The sequence below is a fragment of the Bifidobacterium sp. LH_426 genome (genome assembly GCF_056356875.1).
In genome coordinates, this window is the sequence record NZ_JBKEVB010000005.1 from 22,153 (window position 1) to 43,004 (window position 20,852).

13 protein-coding genes and 1 pseudogene are annotated in these 20,852 nt (G+C 67.5%); 3 read left to right on the forward strand and 11 right to left on the reverse strand.

Annotation, left to right across the window (positions count from 1 at the left end; all coding sequences use genetic code 11):
* Positions 1 to 88: 88 nt before the first annotated feature.
* Positions 89 to 1,755, reverse strand: a pseudogene (locus AC1AYD_RS06250) (aryl-sulfate sulfotransferase).
* A gap of 154 nt (positions 1,756 to 1,909) precedes the next feature.
* Entirely contained in the window at positions 1,910 to 4,081 is a 2,172-nt protein-coding gene (locus AC1AYD_RS06255; protein WP_476502064.1) for a hypothetical protein, read from the reverse strand.
* A gap of 185 nt (positions 4,082 to 4,266) precedes the next feature.
* Between AC1AYD_RS06255 and AC1AYD_RS06260 the strand changes: the two genes are divergently transcribed.
* A complete protein-coding gene (locus AC1AYD_RS06260; protein ID WP_476544844.1) occupies positions 4,267 to 7,626 on the forward strand; it encodes a tetratricopeptide repeat protein in 3,360 nt (1,119 codons plus the stop codon).
* 30 nt (positions 7,627 to 7,656) lie between these two features.
* Here the strand turns inward: AC1AYD_RS06260 and AC1AYD_RS06265 are convergent, their stop codons facing one another.
* Positions 7,657 to 8,799, reverse strand: coding sequence for an Mrp/NBP35 family ATP-binding protein (locus AC1AYD_RS06265; RefSeq protein WP_476502066.1), 1,143 nt, complete (start codon positions 8,797 to 8,799; stop codon positions 7,657 to 7,659).
* Between the two features lie 114 nt (positions 8,800 to 8,913).
* On the opposite strand from AC1AYD_RS06265, the gene AC1AYD_RS06270 reads away from it, so the two are divergent.
* On the forward strand, positions 8,914 to 9,129 hold the full coding sequence (locus AC1AYD_RS06270; RefSeq protein ID WP_476502067.1) for a DUF6199 family natural product biosynthesis protein: 216 nt from the start codon (positions 8,914 to 8,916) through the stop codon (positions 9,127 to 9,129).
* A gap of 9 nt (positions 9,130 to 9,138) precedes the next feature.
* Here the strand turns inward: AC1AYD_RS06270 and ligA are convergent, their stop codons facing one another.
* The 8 genes from ligA to AC1AYD_RS06310 all read right to left on the reverse strand — a co-directional run bounded on the left by ligA (position 9,139) and on the right by AC1AYD_RS06310 (position 19,327).
* Entirely contained in the window at positions 9,139 to 11,877 is a 2,739-nt protein-coding gene (gene ligA / locus AC1AYD_RS06275; RefSeq protein WP_476502068.1) for an NAD-dependent DNA ligase LigA, read from the reverse strand.
* 83 nt (positions 11,878 to 11,960) lie between these two features.
* The gene (locus AC1AYD_RS06280; protein WP_476544845.1) at positions 11,961 to 12,443 is read right to left on the reverse strand and encodes a hypothetical protein; all 483 of its coding nucleotides are present in this window, start codon (positions 12,441 to 12,443) and stop codon (positions 11,961 to 11,963) included.
* 40 nt (positions 12,444 to 12,483) lie between these two features.
* Positions 12,484 to 13,467 carry a cation diffusion facilitator family transporter gene (locus AC1AYD_RS06285; RefSeq protein WP_476502070.1) on the reverse strand — a complete coding sequence of 328 codons (984 nt, stop codon included), beginning with the start codon at positions 13,465 to 13,467 and terminating at the stop codon, positions 12,484 to 12,486.
* Positions 13,468 to 13,634: 167 nt separating this feature from the next.
* Positions 13,635 to 14,177, reverse strand: coding sequence for a hypothetical protein (locus AC1AYD_RS06290; RefSeq protein ID WP_476502071.1), 543 nt, complete (start codon positions 14,175 to 14,177; stop codon positions 13,635 to 13,637).
* Positions 14,178 to 14,409: 232 nt separating this feature from the next.
* The gene (gene glnA, locus AC1AYD_RS06295; protein WP_051922743.1) at positions 14,410 to 15,858 is read right to left on the reverse strand and encodes a type I glutamate--ammonia ligase; all 1,449 of its coding nucleotides are present in this window, start codon (positions 15,856 to 15,858) and stop codon (positions 14,410 to 14,412) included.
* 257 nt (positions 15,859 to 16,115) lie between these two features.
* A complete protein-coding gene (locus AC1AYD_RS06300; protein ID WP_476502072.1) occupies positions 16,116 to 16,904 on the reverse strand; it encodes a DUF4191 domain-containing protein in 789 nt (262 codons plus the stop codon).
* Between the two features lie 102 nt (positions 16,905 to 17,006).
* Positions 17,007 to 18,506, reverse strand: a complete 1,500-nt coding sequence (locus tag AC1AYD_RS06305) for an FAD-dependent oxidoreductase (RefSeq protein ID WP_476502073.1) — start codon at positions 18,504 to 18,506, stop codon at positions 17,007 to 17,009.
* 191 nt (positions 18,507 to 18,697) lie between these two features.
* Entirely contained in the window at positions 18,698 to 19,327 is a 630-nt protein-coding gene (locus AC1AYD_RS06310) for a DUF3043 domain-containing protein (RefSeq protein ID WP_476502074.1), read from the reverse strand.
* 133 nt (positions 19,328 to 19,460) lie between these two features.
* Between AC1AYD_RS06310 and AC1AYD_RS06315 the strand changes: the two genes are divergently transcribed.
* Complete coding sequence (locus AC1AYD_RS06315) at positions 19,461 to 20,828, forward strand: M20/M25/M40 family metallo-hydrolase (protein WP_476502075.1); 1,368 nt, start codon at positions 19,461 to 19,463, stop codon at positions 20,826 to 20,828.
* Positions 20,829 to 20,852 lie beyond the last annotated feature (24 nt).

Consider the following 20,852-nt stretch of genomic DNA (forward strand, 5'->3'; position numbering starts at 1 on the left):
GGGAGCATCCCACTGTTGCGCCCCCTTTTAGGGGGAGCTGGCGGCCGGAGGCCGACTGAGGGGGCCGGAGCTGGGGTGGATCGGGCCGTCAGGCGAAGTAGAAGCCCTTGAAATCGTAGTGGTAGACGCGGTAGATGTAGCCGGTGGACAGGGCCATCTTGTACTGCGCCTGCAGGTTGCCGGCGTCGTCGTACACGCCGAGCACGCCCTGCATGCCCGTGTCCACCAGGTTGATGGAATCGGTGATCTCCTGCGAGGAGCTCACGTACGGGGAGTACGGCACGTCGAACGACTGTACCTCGGTGTACGTGCCGGCCTTCTCGTCCACTAGGTACTTGCGGAACTGGGAGCGGGAGTCCGGGTCCTTCGAGCTCTGCGCGGTGGAGATGCCCTTGATCGTCGTCCAGTCGAAGTCGGGGCGGGTCATCGCGTAGCCGAAGTTGTTGTCGAACATGTAGATGTAGTACTGGCCGTCGGGCAGCGACGGGTCCTCCTCGTAGGTGATCGAGTGCTGGCCGCCCGTGTCGCCGAAGTCGCCCATCTTGGTGAGGAACGACTTCTTGTAGGAGGTGCCGTCCCACACGGTCGGCTCGCCGATCATCCAGTCGAGCTTCGGCGTGCCCTCCACGTCGTCCACCTTGATGATGGTGGGGTCTCGCGCGCGGAGAACAGCGCGGAGCCGTCGGGCAGCAGCTGGATTGTGTTGAAATGGATCCAGTCCCAGCGGTTCGTGGCGGTCGGGTCGGATTCGTCGATGCCGGAATGGTCGGTGGACGCCTTGTAGTCGGGGAACATGTCGCCGAAGTCGATGAGCTGGGTCACCTTGCCGGTCGTCGTGTCCACCTTGATGACCTGGTCCTGGACCGCGTGGTCGGAACGGGTCAGATCGGTGGCGAGGGACACGATGTTGCCGTCCGAATCGAGCGCGTAGTCGTGGTGGAGGATGAACCGGTCGCCCAAGTCGATGATCTTCTCCAGCTTGCCGAGACGGTTCATGCCGACGAAGTGCTTCGTCGAGGCGGAGAACCACATGAGGCCATTGTCGTCGAACAGGAGACGGTGCGAACGGTAGTAGAGCACCGGCACCTCGCCGCGCAGCACGCCGTTCACGTCGTAGTAGTACATGAAGTCCTGGTCGTTGGAGTCGTTGCCGAGAATCGCGTACAGGCCGTTGCCGAGCGCCTGCGTGGCCTCGCTCGTCGGCTCGACCGGCTGTTCGAGCCGCACCTCCTCCTCGCCGAGGATCTTCGCGCCCTTGTGCGTGATCTGCTTGGTGGCGACGGTCGCGCCGGACGAGTCCTTCAACGTGAGCGTGATCGTGTTCTTCACGTTCGGGATGAGGCCGAGCACGAGGAACTCGTGCGTCGTCGCGTAGTCGTCGCCCTGTTCGGCGGTGGCGGAGAAGTCCGGGTATCCGGCCGCGCTCACCGTGTAGGAGACGCTGGTCTTCTGGTCCGTCGTGAAGTAGACGTACAGGGACGTGGTGTTCGTGCCGTACGGGTTCTCCTCGACGAACGGGTCGTCGAGCGTGGCGGCCGACTTGTCGCGCGCCACGGCGAGGTTCTCGTCGGCCATCTTCTGGTAGTCGGCGGTGTAGATGTTCTCGATGCGCGCGTTGAGTCGTTCGACGCGATGCTCCTTGATCGCCGCGTCGACGTTGTCCTGCGTGACGAGGCACAGGCCGCATGCGACGGCGAGTGTGACGGCTGCCGCCACGATCTTCAATACGAGATTGCTGTTTGCTGTTCGCTTCATTGTGATGATTCCGGCTTTCTGGCTGCGGACGCTATTGCACACTGACCCACTCAGTATTATGCCCGCGCCCTTGGAATTCTTGGGGTTCCACTGGGATTTGCCTGAAAGTCGAAGGTCCGGCGCCGCCTCCGATGGGAGGGGAGGGAGGACCGCGTCAGAGCGTGAACCAGGTCATCACGTCGTGGAAGAGACCCGGGCTCGTGCCGATCATCTGATCCTGCCTGCCGGGCGTGAACAGGCACAGCACGTTGACCAGCACCGTGGCGGCGAGCACAGCGAGCACGACGACCCGCACGATCCTCGTCCCGGTGGAGGCCGGCGCGGAGCCGTCGCCGGCGCCGTTCACCGCCCGCAGCAGGCCGGGCAACGCCGCCAACGCGAACAGCCATCCGAAATCGCCCATATAGCGCCATCCCAGGCCGGCGCTCGACGCGTCGAACACGGTGATGAACAGGGCGAGCACCGCCGCGGTCGCCATCACCGGCATGAGGGGGGAGAGGTGGGGGCACCGCATGAGGAACGGCAGCGCGAACACGGCGAGCAGCAGCGGGCACAGCACGAACAGGCCGCCGACCATCGGCTCCGCGAACGCCCATTCGCCGAGCGGCGCGGGGGAGAGCGCCACGAACGGGAAATCACGCACGATCCTGAGCGGCAGGGCCAGATAGTAGCCGACCATCGCGGGGATGTCGGCGATCGGCTGCCGGAACGTCGTCATGTCCGTCACCGTGAACTGGTAGTCGTTGCCGAATTCGAGGAACGAACCGAAACGGGCGTGGTTGTAGGCGGCGAGCGGCAGCAACGGGACCGCCGCCGCGGCGAGCACCACGAGCGGGGCGCGCAGCGCGTGCCTCACGCGCACGCGGCGCGCTTTGAGATTCGCGGCCATCGCGCGGATCTGCGGCCAGAACAGGGGGAAGCCGAGCATCGCGGCCAGACAGAACGTGGGGCGGCAGCCGAAGTTCACGGCGATGAGACACGCGCCGAGCCCCAGCCGGGGCAGCGACAGCTCCGGCGCGCCGTCCATGCGCCACCGGTCGGCGGGATTCAACGGACGTTTCACGGTCGAAGCGCCCACCCATAGCCACAATCCCGCGGCGGTGAACGCGAGTGAGGCCGCGAACGGCACCGAATAGAAGTTCGTACGGTAGGCGAGATACGGGAAGTCGGCGGCCAACGGCACGAACAGCAGCATCATCGACGTGGCCGCGAGCGACGTGCGCGGCGCGAGACGGGCGATCAGACGGATCGTGAGCAGCCAGACGAACACCAGCGCGACGAACATGAGCAGGTGGACGGCCGCCGCGCTTGACAGCATGCGGCCGGTCAGCGCACGGTAGGGGGCGAACAGGACCGCCGCCGGAACCACGCCGAAATACGAATACCAGTGGCCGTCGTAATACGCGTAATCCCAATAGATCGGACTGACGCCCCCGGCGAGCAGACGCGAACGCGTCGCCACGTCGTACGGGTCCGGGGCGGCGGCGAGCGCCTCCGGCACGATGAGATCGAGCGAGACATGGCCGTTAAGGAGCGCGTCGGCGAGATGGCCGTACTGGTCGATGTCGTACGTGTAGCCGCCGGGCTGGTGGAACGACAACGGCGTCGCGTAACGCATCTGCCAGATCACGTTCACGGCGGTGCATACGGCGAACGGGGCGACCAGACCGGCGAACGCGAGACGCTGCGCGCGGCTCGACGGGTCGAGCGCGATCCGCCACAGCCGTGAGCCGGGACGCCACAGCGCGACCGCCAGCAGCGCGGCCAGCATGAGCGCCACACGCGCGGGGCTGAACGAGAACGGGATGCGCACGTTCGCGCGGATCGCCTCGATCGGGATGACCGAGCCCTTCGCCTCCTGGACCCATACGCGCATCACGCCGGAGCCGGGCGCCTTGAGGAACAGCGAACGCGGCGAGGCGGGCGACACCGACACCGACCGCGTCGCCGTCGCGTCGCCGTTTTCGGCGTCGTCGCCCGCGGACGAACCCGAGACGAACGAGGCGCGCAGATGGATGACGCGAAGCGCGTCCTGCTTCGGCTCCAACGCGTCCACGCGCGCATAGTCCGACGAGCCGTCCGCCTTCACCTCGAGCCAGGCCGCCGTCGGATCGGTGACGCGCAGGAGCCCCGTGTCCGTGCGTTCGAGCCCCGGTCCCATCGTGTTCTCGTAGGAGGCGGAATCGGTGCTCGCCCCGAGCGTGCGCCAGAACGGCAGATTGAACCCCACGCATTCGACGGCGAGCACGACGAGTACGGCGGCGATCACGGCGACGGCCGCGCGGCGGCGCGAACCCTTGGCGAACGGATGGGGAAGATGAGGCACGCGACCATTCTATAGGCAGTTATTCTCAGGGCTTCACGACCGGCTCCATGTCGGGTTGCGTTGGAACAATGTGAGGCATGTCAGTACGCAAGTCACACCACCACGAAAGCCCCTCGGAACCATGGAAGGCCGCGATGGGGCGGGTACGTGGGCTTGCCAGGCGCCTGACGCGTTCGGGCCGGGGGATGCTCGAATCCGCGGACCCGTTCGGCGCGACCATCGACAAGGCGGCGCAGGAGGCGGCCGCCGCGGGATTCCTGCGTGAATCGTCCGGGACCCGCACCGAAATGGACGTGGCGCAGGAGCTCGCCAGCCATTCGCGCCGTCTCGGCCCGCTCGTCAAACGTCGCCAACTCGACTTCGACGACGTGCCCGGCCGGCTCACGCTCGGCTGGGCGCAGCTGCCGTCGAAGGCCGGCCTCGGCGGCAACGGCGCGGGCGCGGGCTTCTCGCTCGGCGTGTTCGCCGACCGCGACCACTTCTCGCAGATCGCCTACGCGGACGGCAAGGGACGCGTGTATGTCGGCACCGAGATCGGCATGGACGTCCAGGGCATGGAGCCGCGGTTCATGCTCACCCGCGAACCGCGGCGCGACCGGGTCGGCGGCGGCATCGTCGGCCGCGACGACACGGGACGTCTGACCTGGCTCGCCTCATGGCGGCGCGACGGCCGGGACGGCACCTACACGCTCGAGCAGATGCGCTACCCGCTGCGCCGCGACATGCGCGAAGGCCTTGAATTCCGCGACGCCGTCGCCATCGCGTTCTTCGCCGCCTACATGCTGCCCCAGATGCGCGGCATGCTCGTCGGCTTCGGCGCGGGCAACATCTTCCGCCGGCTCAACCGCGAGGCGCCGATGGGCGCGATCCGCCGGTCCGTGCGCGACATGCTCGAAGTGCGCGCGCACGGCATGCGCGTCTCCGGTCTCGAGGACCATTTCGCCGAACTCATGCACGAGGCCGGCGCGCTCGACGAGGCGCCCGGACTCGAGGCCGTGCACGGCGCGGAACCGCTGCACCTGTACACGTCCAGCTACTCCGGCTCCTACTTCTTCACCTGGGATTCGTCCCTGTCACTCGCGCCGGCGCTGCGCGCGCTCGCCATCGAAGGCAATCTCAACCGGTTCGCCTCGGTGAGCGCGTGGCTGGAACGCAACGCGCGCCTCGGCCTGGAACCCACCGAGGAGACGGTGACGCGCGCCCAGGCGGCCACCATCGACCTGAAACTGCTCGACGATCCGGCGCTGATCGCGCTCGGCACCGACGACGCCGACGGCGACGACGACACGGCGGCCGGCGCGCGCAACGCGGTCGACGGCGCGGCCGCGGGACGCGACGCGCGGATGGACCGCGAAGCCGACCACAACGCGATGACCTCGCTGGTGCGCGAGGCGCACCGCATCGCCCGCCACATCGGCGAGCAGGCGGGCGAACACGGCGACACCGGATCGGAATGGGTGTACCGGCAGAGCATGGCGCTGCTCGTGCGCCGCCTGCGCCTGCCCTACCGCTTCGACGTGGAGATCCGCTCGAACCTCGCGGCCGGACAGGTGGCGGTCGGATTCACCACGGCGGGCGTGTCGATGATGCCCGCCACCCGCTACGACGAGGCCGACCACCGCTGGGTGTCGCTGAGCGAGAGCGAACGCGCCGAGATGAGCGCCGCCTACAACCTGCGCGTCGGCCTGATCATGGCGGCGATGAGCTTCGCCGCGAGCGACAAGGTGCGCGAGGTGTCGCTGCACGTCGACTCGCTCGGACTGGAGGAGGCCGTCTCCGAACAGGATTCCGCCATCGAGGCGATGATGAGCGAGGCGCTGGGGGCGTTCGAACGCATGCACACCGGCGGCATGGGCGCGGTGCGCGGCAAGGCCGAGCCGAAGGACGGCGACTTCCACGGCGATCCGACGCACACGCCGGTGCATCCGGTCTCCGACGCGGCGCAGCCGGGCGCGGACGTCCAGGCGCCGTCCGGCGACGCGGGGGAGGAGACGGACGGCGACGACAGCATCGAACGCCGGTTCGAGGACCTCATGCAGGGCGTCGACATCGACGAGACCGCGTTCGCGATGCCCGGCGACGGCAGGGACGACGGTCGGAACGGCGACGCGTTCGGCATCGCCGCGACGGACGGTGACGCCGGCGACGCGGCTGCCGCGGGCGTCGCGGGCGACGATGCGGATCCGGATGATGACGACGATCCGATGAGCGTGCTCAAGCGCAATCCGACCGTGCGCAACCTCGCCACCGTCACGTTCACGCGCGACGCGTTCCTTGCCCGCATCGGCGAGGACGCGCTCGACCATCCGATGGACACGTACCGCATGTTCGACGCGGTGATGGACGTGGACGGCGACGGCGCGCTCAAACCCGTCGACGCCGGCTTCGACCTGCGCGACCAGCGGTTCGCGCCCGCCGGCGCGCAGGAGCAGCCCGAATCCTCCGAACACCGGTTCACACCCGCCGCGGCGCGCGTGCTCGGCACGCCGGACGCGGTCGGACTGTCGATCCAACGCGTCGACCTCCTGCAGCGCGCCGAATCCGACTTCCACCGTCTCGCCTCCGACGAGACGACGCCCTCCGTCGCGAAGGCGAAGGAGGCGATGCGCATCGTCGACATGATCGGCGACCCGGAGCTTTCCGAACAGGCGCCGAACATCACCAGCGCGCTCATCGACGGGCGCGACACGCCTCCCGTCACGATGGCCATGGCCGACGAGCTCGACCGGGAGCGGCTCAAGGCGCGCGACCTGCTGTTCGGCGGACAGGTGGACCAGGCGTTCGAAACCGCGGAATCGGCGATCGGCCGGCTCGACGCGCTCTACGCGAAGGGCGACGGCGTGCCCCGCTACTTCAACTCGTATGCGGAGCGCGTGATCTACAACCGGCTGTTCGCCACGCCGGGGGAGCGCACCGTGCTCATCCCCGACAACCTGTTCTACGCGCACATGGAGCTTGCCGACGTGCTCGCCCAGATCAAGGGTGCGAAGGCGTCGCTCAAACACCTCAACATGATGGTCTCCTACGCGCCCGCCTACCCGCTCACGCATCTGAAGCTCGCCGTGCAGCTGGCGCGCAGCGAGGATTGGGATTCGGCGCGCGCCGCATGCCTCAACGCGCTCAACGTGGCGCTCGACCGCGACGACGCCGCGTTCGCCTACTACCGTCTCGCCTACGCGGAATGGATGCAAGACCGCTTCGACACGGCCGTGGCCGCCTACCTGATGAGCGACCACATCGCACCCGGTCAGATCGGCTCTCTGGAAAGCGAACTGCAGGAGCTCGTCGCCCGCGCCGACTCGCAGTGCATCCGCGTGCCGGAAAGCGTGGAGGACGCGGCGCGCGTGCTCGCCGACCACGATCTGCCCGTCTGGCCGCACACCGAGGTGGCCGGCATCGTGCGCGACGCGGCGCGCATCACCGTGGACGAGGGCCTGTTCGTGCCCGCGCGCACGTTGTCCGTCGCCGCCGCCCGCATGAACGACGACGAGAACAACGGCATCGACGTGGTGCAGGCCCAGTTCATCCGTTCGCTCAACAACTGAGCGAACGGGTCACGCGGCTGAGCGAACGAATCACGCGGCCATCAGCCGCTCGGCCAGCGCCTTGAACTCGGGGCCGACGCCGTCCGTCCTCAACGCGCCGTCCGCGTCCAGTACGGCCGGGCGGCCCGCCTCGCCGGTCTCGCGCAGCTCCGGTTCGAGCGGCAGCTGCGCCATCAGCGGCACGTCGTAGCCGAGCGCCTCGGTCAGCTGCTCGCTCACGCGCTCGCCGCCGCCATGGCCGAAGATCTCCAGCTTCTCGCCCTTGTGCTCGTAGAAGCTCATGTTCTCCACGACGCCGCGCACCTTCATCGGCACCTGCAGCGCGACGAGACCCGAGCGCACGGCCACGTCGGACGCGCTCGGCTGCGGCGTGGTCACGACCACGAGCTCCGCGTTGGGCAGCGCCTGCGCCACCGAGATCGCCATGTCGCCGGTGCCGGGGGCGAGGTCGAGCAGCAGCACGTCCGGTTCGCCCCACCACACGTCGGACAGGAACTGTTCGAGCGAACGCTGCAGGCGCGGCCCGCGCCACAGGATCGCGCGGTCCGCGCCGGCGAACATGCCGATCGAGATGAGCTTGACGCCCCACGCGGTGACGGGCATCAGCATGCCGTTCAGGTTCGTGGGCTGCGTATGCACGCCGAACAGGCGCGGCAGGGAGAAGCCGTAGATGTCCGCGTCGATGGCGGCCGTGTCGTAGCCGAGCGCGGCGAACGTGGCGGCCAGGTTCGCGGTGACCGACGATTTGCCGACACCCCCCTTGCCGGAGGCGATCGCGAAGATGCGGGTCTTGACGCCCGGCTTGTTGAACGGGTTCTGCTTGCGTTCCGCCTTGAGTCCGGCGACGAGGTCGTCGAGCTTGTCGCGGCTCATCGAACCAACCTCGATATGCGGGGTGAGGTCCGCGTCCGGATAGGAGGCGACCGCGCCGTTGATCTGGTTCGTGATGGTCTCGCTCAGCGGGCAGCCAGGCACGGTGAGTTCGACGTGCACGGTCACGTCGTAGGCGTCTCGTGCGTCGGCCGCGGTGCCGTCGTCGTTCCGTGCGGCGGCGGGCGTCGCGTCGATCGCCGCGATCATGCCCAGGTCCGTGACCGAACGCCCCAGCTCCGGATCGATGACCTTGCTCAGCCTCTCGTAGATCGCCGCCTCGATGTGCCTGCTGTCCGTCAACGCGTCCTCCTCTTGTCGCCGTATCGTCGTTATGCCGCACACCAGCGTAGCGTGCGGCCCCACGGCATGCCAGATATATCATGGAATGTACACACGGGAGAAAGGAAGCCGGCGATGATTATCCTGCAAGTGGCTGCACTCGAACTGGTGTTCGTCGCCGCCGGCGTGTTCCTTCTGTGGAAGCCGGAACTGCTGTGGCGTCTGGAGCATCTGCTGGACGTCAAAGGTGGCGAGCCCACCGATTTCGCCTTGGCGTGGATCCGGCTGTCCGGTGTGGCGCTACTGGTGATCGCCATCGTCCTGCCGTTCCTCATGCTCGCCGTGGCGTGAGCTTCCGGCCTACTCGATATCTGCGGGTTCCTCGATTTCCGTGGCTCGGACCTCGCCGGTCTCCAGCAGGATGTGGAACTGGGCCTCGTCGAGCATGGGGATGCCGAGCTCCTCGGCCTTCGTGGCCTTGGAGCCAGCGTTCGCGCCGACGACCACGTAATCGGTCTTCTTGCTGACGGACCCGGCCGCCTTGCCGCCGCGTTCGAGAATCGCCTCCTTCGCGGAGTCACGCGAATAGCCTTCCAACGAACCGGTGACGACCACCGTCTTGCCTGCGAGCGTCTGCGGCAGCGTGCTCTTCTCGGCGGCCGCGACGCCCACGCCGGCGGCACGCCACGCGCGCAGCGTCTCGCCGCGCCAGTCACCGGGCTCCTTCGCGGCAGTGAACCAGTGCACCACCGATTCGGCAATCTCCGGGCCCACGCCGTCGATCTGCGTGAGCTCGTCGACGCTCGCCTCTTCGATCGCGTCGAGCGAGCCGAGCGACGAGGCGATGAGCCGCGCGGTCGGCGGACCGAGCCGGCGGATCGACAATGCCACCAGCACACGCCACAGGTCGGCGTGACGCGCCTTGTCCATCTCGTCGAACATCTTGCGCGTGTTCTCCGCCGGGCGGACGACTACCGGCACGTCGGTCTCGCCGGCACGCGTCTTTTTATGCTCGACACGCACGACGACCGCGTCGGCCGGCACGTCGTAGTCCGGGTAGGCGGTCACGGTCACGTCGTCGGCGGTCGTCGTCGCGCCGGCGCGCGCCGCCAGCTGCTTGGCGGTGAGCTTTTTCGCCGGCGCGGGGGCCGTCCAGAACGCGGGCACCTGATGCCACAGTCCGGAACCGCCCACGCGCTTGCGGGTCCTCTTCTTGCGCCCGTTCGCGCCGACGGTCTCGTGGATCTCGATGATTGGCGCCTCACGCCACACGCGCACGTCGCGCAGGTCGGCGGCGGTCAGCGCGAACAGTCCGGCCTCGCTAGACAGCACCGGTGTCTGGCGTTGGGGCAGTTCCAGTCCCTCGACCGGCTCGTACGGTTCCGGCTCCTCGCCGGGCTTGACGAGGATTTCGGTGATGTTCGGCGCGTAGGTCGCGACCGAATCGGGGCGGTTCTCCTCCGGGTTCGTGAGCGCGATCGCCGACTGGTCGCCCAGATGCTCGATGTCGAACGCCTTGCGCGAGGCGAGCGAGATCACGCGTTCGGTCAGCTGCGCCGGGCAGCTTTCCACGTTCGGGCAGCGGATATCCTTGTCGCCCTCCTTGGCGGGCGCGAGCTTCGCGCCGCACGAGGGGCAATGCTCCGGCATGACGAACTCGCGCAGTTCGCCTTCACGCCCCTTGCGGCGTTCCAGCACGGGCCCGACGAGTTCCGGAATCACGTCGCCCGCCTTGCGCACGACGACCGTGTCGCCGATGAGCACGTTCTTGCGCTTCACCTCGGACGGGTTGTGCAGCGTGGTGCGGGCGACCGTCGAACCGGCCACGTACACGGGCTTGAGGATCGCGACCGGGGTGACGCGGCCGGTGCGGCCCACCTGCACGGTGATGTCGAGCAGTTCGGTGTTGACCTCCTCCGGCGGGTACTTGTACGCGATGGCCCAGCGCGGCGCGCGCGAGGTCGCGCCCAGCGTGCGCTGCAATGCGAGGTCGTCGACCTTGACGACGATGCCGTCGAGCGCGTGTTCGATGTCGCCGCGGTGTTCGCCGTAGTAGTCGATCATCGCGAGGATCTCGCTGAACGACGTGACGGTGCGGTTGTGCGGCGAGACCGGCACGCCCCACTTCTCGTAGAGGGCGTACGCCTCCGACTGGTCGTCGACCTGGTCGTGCTTCCCGGCGGCGTTCGCGCCCCAGCGCAGCGTGCCGAGGCCGTGCGCATAGAAGCTCAGACGACGGGTGGCGGTGATGCGCGGGTCCTTCTGGCGCAGCGAGCCGGCGGCCGCGTTGCGCGGGTTCGCGAACGGTGCGCGGCCCGCGTCCTCCTGCTCGCGGTTGAGCTCGTGGAAGTCGTCCCAGCGCATGAACACCTCGCCGCGGATCTCCACGAATTCGGGGATGTCGTCCTTCTCGCCGCCTAGGTTCGCGGGGATGGAGCCGATGGTGCGCACGTTCAGGGTGATGTCCTCGCCGGTCACGCCGTCGCCTCGCGTGAGCCCCTGTTCCAGCACGCCGTTGCGGTAGATGAGGTTCAATGCGAGGCCGTCGATCTTCACCTCGCAGCTCATCGGCAGCTTTTTGCCCTCCGGCCAGTCGAGGTCGCGGATGACCGAGTCGTACCAGTCCCTGAGCTCCTCGATGGAGAACACGTCGTCGAGGCTCATCATGCGGCTCGGATGGCGTACGGACGTGAAATCGTTCGAGAACGTGCCGCCCACCCGGTGCGTGGGGCTCTGCGGGTTGTCGAGCGCGGGGAACGCGGCCTCCAATCGTTGCAGGCAGCGCAGTCGCGCGTCATAGGCGGCATCGGAGGAAACCGGCGCGTCGTCGATGTAGTAGGCGATCTGGTCGGATTCCACCCACGCGGCGACGCGCGCCCACAGGCGCGCCGCGTTCTCCGCGTTCAGCGTGTTGACGTCGAGATGGTCGAGACGGGTCGCGTCCGCGTCAGTGGGGGTCAGGGCGGCGATCCACGCCTCGCTTCCGGGCGTGAGATGCGTAATGCCCTCGTCGGCGACGATGGTCGGCGTCGTGTCGCCGGATGCGCCGTCGCCGGCCGTCATCGCGTCGAAATCCCATGAAAGCTGCTCGTCCGTCATATCCCCGCCTTGGCCGTGTCCGATGGTTTCCGCATCGATTCTACCCGGACGCGGAAGGGACCGGTGGGGATGTGCCGGACGGGTCAGGCCTCCTTCGTGCTGAGGAGCAGCAGGATGCCGGCGACCATATTGAGGAAGATCAGGTCGCAGACGGCGAAGGCGGTGGTGTTGGCCTTGGTGCCCTTGTAGACGCCCCAGCTGTGGACGGTCATGGGAATCTCCCAGGCGAGCGGGATGATCAGCCAGCCCGTGAGGATGGTGGTGACGAGGTTGAGCACGAAGGCGACCAGACGCATGGTCCGGTCGGAATCGGTCATCGCATAGCCATAGCCATAGCCGTAGCCGTATCCGTATCCGTAGGCGGGCTGGCCGTACTGGGGCTGGGCGTACGGGGATTGGCCGTATTGGGGCTGCCCGTAGGTGGAGGCGTACCCATAGTTCGGTGTCTGCTGCCGGGCCTCATATCCGGGGTTTGGCTGGTACGGCTGTTGCGCGCCGTACTCCGGTTGTGATGGCGTCTCCTGGCCGTAGGGCGTCTGCGGCTGCTGGTCGTCGTTGGTCATCATATGGTCCTTTCGAGGGTGTCGACGGATGATCGGTCGCGGTTCAGTGCTGGGCGCGCCAGATATCCGGTTCGACGTAGATCTCCCATTCATACCACGGCAGGGCGGTGCGGATGCTCGTCTCGATCTTGTCGACGGTCTGTACGTCGTAGTCGCGGTCGAACTTGTCGGTCTCGACCTTGATGCACAGCAGCACCGCGTCCTCGTCCATGTGGATGGCCTGCATGTTGATGAGCCGGTTCACGCCTTGCGTGCCCTCGACCGCCTCGACCAGCATCTCGCGGGTACGCGGGTCGATGTCCTCGCCGATGAGCAGCGAACCGGATTTGAACGCGAGCGCCGCCGAGCCGCACACCAGCACGAGGCCGACCATGAGGCCGCCGATCGCATCATAGAGTTCGTCGCCGGTCGCGATGGACAGTCCGATGCCGAGACCTGCGAACGCGAGGCCGATCAGCGCGAGCGTATCCTCCATCATCACGGAGGCGAGTTCGGCGGACTTGGTGCGACGCCAGAACTTGACCAGCGAATCGCTCTCCACCTTGACGCGCTTCATGCGTTCACGCGCCTCGTGGATGGACGTGTGCAGGCCGTAGCCTTCCAGGCAGGCGGAGACGCCCACGACGACGAGTGCGGCGACGAGCTCGATGGGCTCCGCCTCGCGCGGCAGGGAGCCGTCGATGAGCCCGGTGAGCTTGGACGCCGCCTGGGAGACGGCGAACACGCCGCCGACGAAGAACAGGAGCGTCGCCACGATGAAGCTCGCCAGATATTTGATGCGGTGCAACCCGAACGGATGGTCGCCGTCCGACTTGTGGTCGGAGGTCCGGTCGCCGATCATCAGCACGATCTCGTTCGCGCAGTCCGCCACCGAATGCACGGATTCGGAGAACATGGACGACGATCCGGTGAACGCGGCCGCCGCGAACTTCGCGAGCGCCACGCCGATGTTCGCCGCCAAAGCGGCCTTCACCGCCGCTCCTGCCTTGGTCTTCCCGTTCTCAATGGTCTTGTCGTTGTCTGCCACGGTTATCCTCTCCTCAGGATGCGATTGTAGACGCGTGACGCCCGTGACGGCGCGTTCCCCGCGGCGTTGCGGACATGGCGTGATACGAAACGTGGGCGCGGGATGAATCCCCGATTCGGGAGGCATCCCACGCCCACGATGCGGATGGATCGCGTCAGCGCGTCACGTCACAGCAGTACGGCGAAGTTCGACGACACTCCGGCGATGACGCCGATGATCACGAGCAGCAGCCACAGGACCACGCTGACGATCACGGAGACGAGCGCGCCCATGCCGGCCATCTTCGCGTCGCCGGGCTTGGAATCCTTCCACACGAGGAACAGGATGAGGCCGATGAGCGGGATGAGGAAGCCGAGGACGGCCCAGCCGAACGAGCCCTTCTCCTCGACGGGCTGCGGGGCGGGGTATCCGGGGGCCGGAGCGCCGTACGGCGCCTGCTGCGGGGCGCCATAACCGTAGCCGGCGGCGGGCTGGCCGTAGGCGGGCTGCTGCGCGCCGTAGCCGGGAGCCGGCTGGGCGTACGGGTTCTGCTGCGGCGCGCCGTATGCGGGGGCGGGAGCGCCGTACTGCGGCGTGGCCGGGGCCGGAGCGCCATATTGGGGCTGGGACGGCTGCGCGGGCTGCGTCGGCTGCGTCTGCGGGGCGGCCGCGCCGTATTCCGGCTGACCGTAGGGATTCTGCGGCTGGGGTGCCTGGTTGTTGTCGGTCATCGTATGTTCCCTTCTCGTCGGTCGGATTCCCGAGCCGGGACTCCGATTCGTGCCCCGCCGAACGCATCCATGCGCCGTCGGGGTCTGTGCAGTTCCCATCATAGCCGCTTGCGGCGGGCTTCGGTCGGAACCTGGGGAATCCGCCGCCCGAAGATTCCCGAGATTCCCGGAAACGGGAAGACCCCGCGATCCGTGTGGACCGCGGGGTCTTGCACATGCGATTCGGCAAGAATCAGATGTGGTAGTAGAGCTCGTACTCGAGCGGGGTCGGGGCCAGGCGGGCCTGGTCGATCTCGTCGCGCTTCAGCTCGATCCAGGTCTCGATGAGATCCGGGGTGAACACGTCGCCGGCGGTGAGGAAGTCGTTGTCCTCCTCGAGGGCGTTCAGCGCCTCGCCGAGGGAGCTCGGCACCTGCTTGATGTTCGCGTGCTCTTCCGGCGGCAGCTCGTAGAGGTCCTTGTCGACCGGAGCCGGCGGCTCGATGTGGTTCAGGATGCCGTCGAGGCCGGCCATCATCTGGGCGGAGAAGGCCAGGAACGGGTTGCAGGACGGATCCGGGGCGCGGAACTCGATGCGCTTGGAGGCGGGGGAGGTGCCGGCCAGCGGGATGCGGATGGCGGCGGAACGATTGCGGGCCGAGTAGACCAGCGAGACCGGGGCCTCGAAGCCCGGGACCAGACGATGGAACGAGTTCAGCGACGGGTTCGTGAACGCGACGACCGCGGAGGAGTGCTTGATGAGGCCGCCGATGTACCAGCGGGCGATGTCGGACAGGCCGCCGTAGCCCTGCTCATCGTAGAACAGCGGCTTGCCGTCCTTCCACAGGGACTGGTGGCAGTGCATGCCGGTGCCGTTGTCGCCGGCGATCGGCTTCGGCATGAAGGTCACGGACTTGCCGGCGAGGGCGGCGGTCTCGTGGACGACGTACTTGTACTTCATCAGGTCGTCGCCGGCGTGCTGCAGCGTGTTGAAGCGGTAGTTGATCTCCTGCTGGCCGGCGCCCGCCACCTCGTGGTGGGAACGCTCGAGCTGCAGGCCGACCTTCTGCAGGTTGGCGACCATGTCGTCGCGCAGATCCTGGTTGTGGTCGATCGGCGGGACCGGGAAGTAGCCGCGCTTGACGCGGTTCTTGAAGCCGATGTTCGGGGTGCCGTCCTCTTCGGTGTCGACGCCGGTGTTCCACGGGGCCTCGATGGAGTCCACCTCGTAGAAGGAGCGCTGGGCGGAGTTCTCGTAACGGACCTTGTCGAAGATGAAGAACTCGGCCTCCGGCGCGAAGGACGCGGTGTCGGCGATGCCGGTGGACTTCAGGTAGGCCTCGGCCTTGCCGGCGACCTGACGCGGGTCGCGGGAGTACGGCTCATCGGTCAGCGGGTCGACGATGGAGAAGGAGACGTCCAGGGTCTTGTGCTTGCGGAACGGATCGATGAAGGCGGTGGTCACGTCCGGGACCAGCTTCATGTCGGATTCGTTGATGGCCTGGAAGCCCTGCACGGACGAGCCGTCGAACGGCATGCCGTCGGTGAACGCGTTGTCCAGGAACTCGCTGACCGGAACGGTGAAGTGCTGCTGCACGCCGATCAGATCGGTGAAACGGACGGAGACGTACTCGACGCCTTCCTTGTTGATGAGGGCTTCGGCCTCTTCCGGCGTATGGGCGAAGATCTTGTTCTCAGCCACGATCGCTCCTTTTATCGAAATGATTTACAGGGTAAAAGCATAGGAACGCGCGTTTCGCGCGCTCGAAACTTCGGTTACGAGAATGTTTCGTGACTGGTAACGGGAACCGTCAATCGTTGCGTTGGCGCGGTTCGCCGCAGTCTCGCGACGGGAGTGGCCGCCGCGCGAGCGTCCAGAACGCGGACGCGTCCGGATATGCGAAGGCCCCGGTCGTCGGTGACGACCGGGGCCTGTGGCTCGGGAAGCGCCGCGTGGCGTCAGCGTCCGCGCATGGCGCGGCGGCTGACCTTCTGCATGCGGTTCGGGTCGACGCCCTTCGGGATGCCGTAGCCGCGCTTCGCCTGCAGCGTGCGCAGACGGTCGTTGAGGATGGCCAGCTCCTCCTTGGTGAGGATGAAGCGGCGGCGCGGGTGGATGGCGGCCATGAACTTGTTGGAGTGGTTGGACGGCACGTAGCTCTTCTTGTGCGTGATGGTCTTGCGCAGGTCGCGCAGGCGCGTGGTGCCGTTGGAGCCGTCGCCCATGATGATGCGGTAGACGGGGATGGAGGAGCCGGCGGTCACGCCCTTGATTTCATGCTCCTGACGGTCCATCTGGCGCTTGATGCGGTCGTGGGAGCCTTCGCCGAGCAGGTAGATGCCGTTGTAGCCGGTGCCGCGCCAGATCGCGTCCTTGGTGCGGGCGTCCACCCACACGGGCTGCTCCGGGAAGGTGAATCCGGCCTTCGTCATGTTGCTCAGCACGCTGACCGCAGCGCCCGGACGGCCTTCCAGCTGCTTGTATCCGACCTTGTCGGCGCGGTTGGTGAGCGTCATCGTGGCGAGCAGGACGCCGAGCATGACGGCGGCGATGATGGTGAGGATCCAGGTGAGCCACATCCACTGCATCACGACGCCGAGGATGACGGCCAGCACGATCGGGGCGACGAACGCGCCGCCGCACAGCCACGGCAGCTGCTTGTCGTCCTTGTAGGTGAACTTGAAGATTTGGATGATCTGCTTGATCGTGCTGTTCTTCTTGGGCTTCTTCTCGTCCTTGTCAGCCATTCTTCCCTCGCTTGGAGTCGGATTTGCGCATACTGGCCGTTGATTCTACCAGCATGCGTGCCCCGGGGCGTGGCGTGCGCCGCGGGGCACGCATGCACGCGGTCAGCGCGTGTGCAGCGGGCGGCCGTCCGCCTTGAGCAGCGCCTCGCCCAGCGTCTCGCTGAACGTGGGATGCGGGTGGATGAGCCGCGCCGCCTCGGCGAGCGGCACCCGGTTGCCGACGAGCTGCTCCGCCTCGGCGATCAGGTCCGAGGCGACGGGCGCGACGATGTGCACGCCGAGCACGACCGGCACGTCCGGCCTGTCCGCGCGTTCGCCGCTGACGACCGTCATCGCGCCGCCGACGCCGCTCATCAGCATGCGCGCGTTGCCGAGCATCGGGTACGTGGTCTCCTTGACGTCGTTGAGGTCCGGGTCGGCGGTCGCCTCCTGGCCGGTCAGGCCCACGCACGCCGCCTCCGGGTGGGAGAACACGACCTGCGGCACGGTGGTCTCGTCCACCGGCTTCGGGTCGAGCCCGGCGATCGCCTCGGCGACCGTCACGCCCTGCTCGAACGCGCGGTGTGCGAGCGCGTGGCCGGCGACGATGTCGCCCACCGCCCACACGTGTGGCGCGTGCGTGCGTCCCAGCGCGTCGCACGTCACGTAATCATGGTCGTCGAGCGTGACTCCGGCGCGGGCGAGCCAGTCGAACCGGGTGTTCGGGTCGCGGCCAATCGCGGCCAGTGCGATCTCGCCCCACGCCTGCTGTTCTTCGCCGCCGTTCTGCGTGTAGTGAACGGTCGCGCCGAGGTTCGCGCCGACGTCCACCCGAGTCACGGCGGTGCCCTTGACGACCTTCACGCCTTGTCGCGTCAGTTCGCGCGTCAGCGTCGTCGCGGTGCGCCGGTTCCAGCCCGACAGCACGCGGTCCTTGCGGATGAGGAGCGTCACGTCCACGCCGGCCGCGTTCCACATGGACGCGAATTCGATGGCGACCGCGCCCGCGCCGACGATCACGGCGGAAGCGGGGAACTCGTCGAGTTCCAGCGCCTGCGTGGAGTCGATGAGCGCGCCGGAGAACGGGATGCCCGGCAGTGGGCGGGGCGAGGCGCCGGTCGCGAGGATCACGTCGCCGGCCTCGATGACGACCGTCGGGTCCATCGGCTCGGCCGCCTCCGCCTTGCGGAACCGTTCGACCGGGTCGCCGGTGACGGTCACGGCGAGGTTCGCACCGGCCGCGGCGTCGGCGGTTCCGGCGATCTCGCGCAGGTCGGTGGCCGCACCGTGGAACACGGTGACGCCGCGGTGCGCGAGCAGGGCGGCCAGGCCCCCGGTCATCGTTTCGACCACGTGCACGCGGTAGTCGCGCAGCGTGCCGTAGTCGATGCCGTCCACGTGCGCCTGCACGCCGAGTTCGGCGGCACGACGCACCGTGTCGATGGTGTGCGTGGCGGTGATGAGCGCCTTCGACGGGATGCACCCGCGGTTGAGGCACGTGCCGCCGAGCGTCGCGTCACGTTCGATGAGGGCGACGGACTTGCCGAGTTCCGCGGCCCGCAACGCCGCCGAGTATCCGCCGGGTCCCGCGCCGATGATCGCGATGTCAAATTGTTCAGTCATGGTGCCCATGATAGACGCACGGCCCTCGGCTCCCCTTGCAGCGAAGCCGACCGAGGAGCTGACAAACGGATATCGTCTTCGGCTCCCCTTGCAGGGGAGCTGTCAGCGAAGCTGACTGAGGGGTAGACAACAACAATGAGGGGTGGACGGGCATCAGCCCATCCACCCCTCATCAGTCCGTCGGGTGCATATCACTCCGGGAAGTGGCCGCGCTTCTTCTCGCGCGGCTTCGGAAGCCTCCAGCGGCGCACCTGGATGGCGCGGCTCCACGCGTAGGACGCGGAACGCGAGCCCTTCGCCACCGCGCGCTCGCCATACTTGGCGACGAGCTTCTTCTTGAGCTTGCGCCACATGAGCCACACGTCGAGCACCACGGCCGCCAGGTACACGTACATGAGCAGCATCATGATCATCGAGGCGGTCTGGTTCTGGGAGACGGAGGTGACGATCATCGAACCGATGAGGATGACGAATGCCACCGGGATGAAGAACTCGCCGATGTTGAAGCGGGCATCCACGTAGTCGCGGATGTAGATGCGCCACGGCAGACGCTCCGCCTTCGGCATGTGGTTGATGTCGCCCTTCTGCATCGCCTCGTATTCGGCGTTCTCACGCTCGCGCAGCTTCGCCTTCGCGGCCTTCGCGCTCGCCTTGCGGTCGGTCGGCACCAGCGGACGCACGCCAGCGGCCTGCGCCTGCTTCATCTTCGGGGTGGGCGCGTTCTTCGTACGGTCCTTCTTCACCGGCTTCGCAGGCTGCTCGGTCGCTTCCCCGACCGGCTCCTGCGCGGATTCCTTCTTCTTCAACGGGTTCCATGTCATGCTTGCAGGTTACGGTGACGTCTAGACGCGCGCAGGGCGGCGAAACGGCACCAAAACAAGGCCGGGAGGCCGGTCGCGGCCGGATGCGCCGACCGTGCGCGACTGTACGACACCTATATATAAGGAGAGGCACATGGCCAGGCTCACCCCCGACGAGGTCCGCGCCCGCGTGGAATCCGACTGGACGCGCATCGTCGACGTCCTCAACCGCAAGATCGCTTTGAAGTCCGTGTCCGCGGAGGGCATCACCGGCGAGCATATGAAGCGGTCCGCCGAATTCGTCGCCGACCAGCTGCGCGAGGTCGGCGTCGACGCGAAGGTCGTCCAGTCCTCGAACCCGGACGGCACGCCTGGCGCGTGGGAGGTCATCGGCTCGCGCATCGTCGACGAGTCCGCGCCCACCGTGCTCCTCTACGCGCATCACGACGTGCAGCCCGTGCCGGACGCGTCCGCATGGGACACCGACCCGTTCGTCGGCACCGAGATCGACGGCCGCCTCTACGGCCGCGGCTCCGCCGACGACGGCGGCGGCATCGCCATCCACTCCGGCGCGTTGAAGGCGCTTGGCCAGGACCTCAAGGTCAACGTCAAGGTGTTCATCGAAGGCGAGGAGGAGATGGGCTCCCCGAGCTTCATCCCGTTCATCGAGGCGCACAAGGCCGAGTTCGAATCCGACGTCATCATCGTCGCCGACTCCGGCAACTGGTCGGCGGACATCCCGTCCCTGACCACCTCGCTTCGCGGCAACACCTGCGTGGACGTGACCGTGCGCGGACTGAAGCACCCGGTCCACTCCGGACAGTACGGCGGGCCGATTCTCGACTCGAACACGCTCGCCGCGATGCTCATCGCCTCCCTGTACGACGCGAACGGCGACCTCGCCGTGCCCGGCGTCGCCGCCGAGGAGCCGATCGGCGGCCTCCAGCGCGACCTCGACGAGGCATCCGTGCGCGCCGATGCCGGCGTCGTCGACTCCTACGCGCTCGCCGGCACCGGCTCGCTCGCCTCGCGCCTGTGGACCAAGCCGAGCCTGACCGTCATCGGCTTCGACGCGCACCCGGTCGACGGCTCGTTCAACGTGATCAGTCCCGAGACCCGCTTCCGCCTCTCCCTGCGCACCGCGCCGAACCAGCGCCCCGAAGAGGCGCAGGCCGCGCTCGCCGCGTACCTCGAAACCCACGCGCCGTTCGGCGCCGAGGTCGAGGTGACCAAGCTGGAGAACGGGATGGGCTGGGGCATGGATCCGGACGCGGTCGCCACCAAGGACGCGCTCGAGGCGATGGAGGAGGCGTTCGGCGTCGCCCCGATCAACAAGGGCGAAGGCGGGTCCATCCCGTTCATCCCCGAACTGCAGCGCATCTTCCCCGAGGCGCAGGTGCTCGTCACCGGCCCGGAGGATCCGAAGGCCAACGCGCACAGCCCCAACGAATCCATCTCGCTGTCCGGCCTGAAGAACAACGTCATCACCGAAGCCCTCCTGCTCGACAAGCTCGGCAGGTGATGTTCTCCATTTCCTTGGAATCGG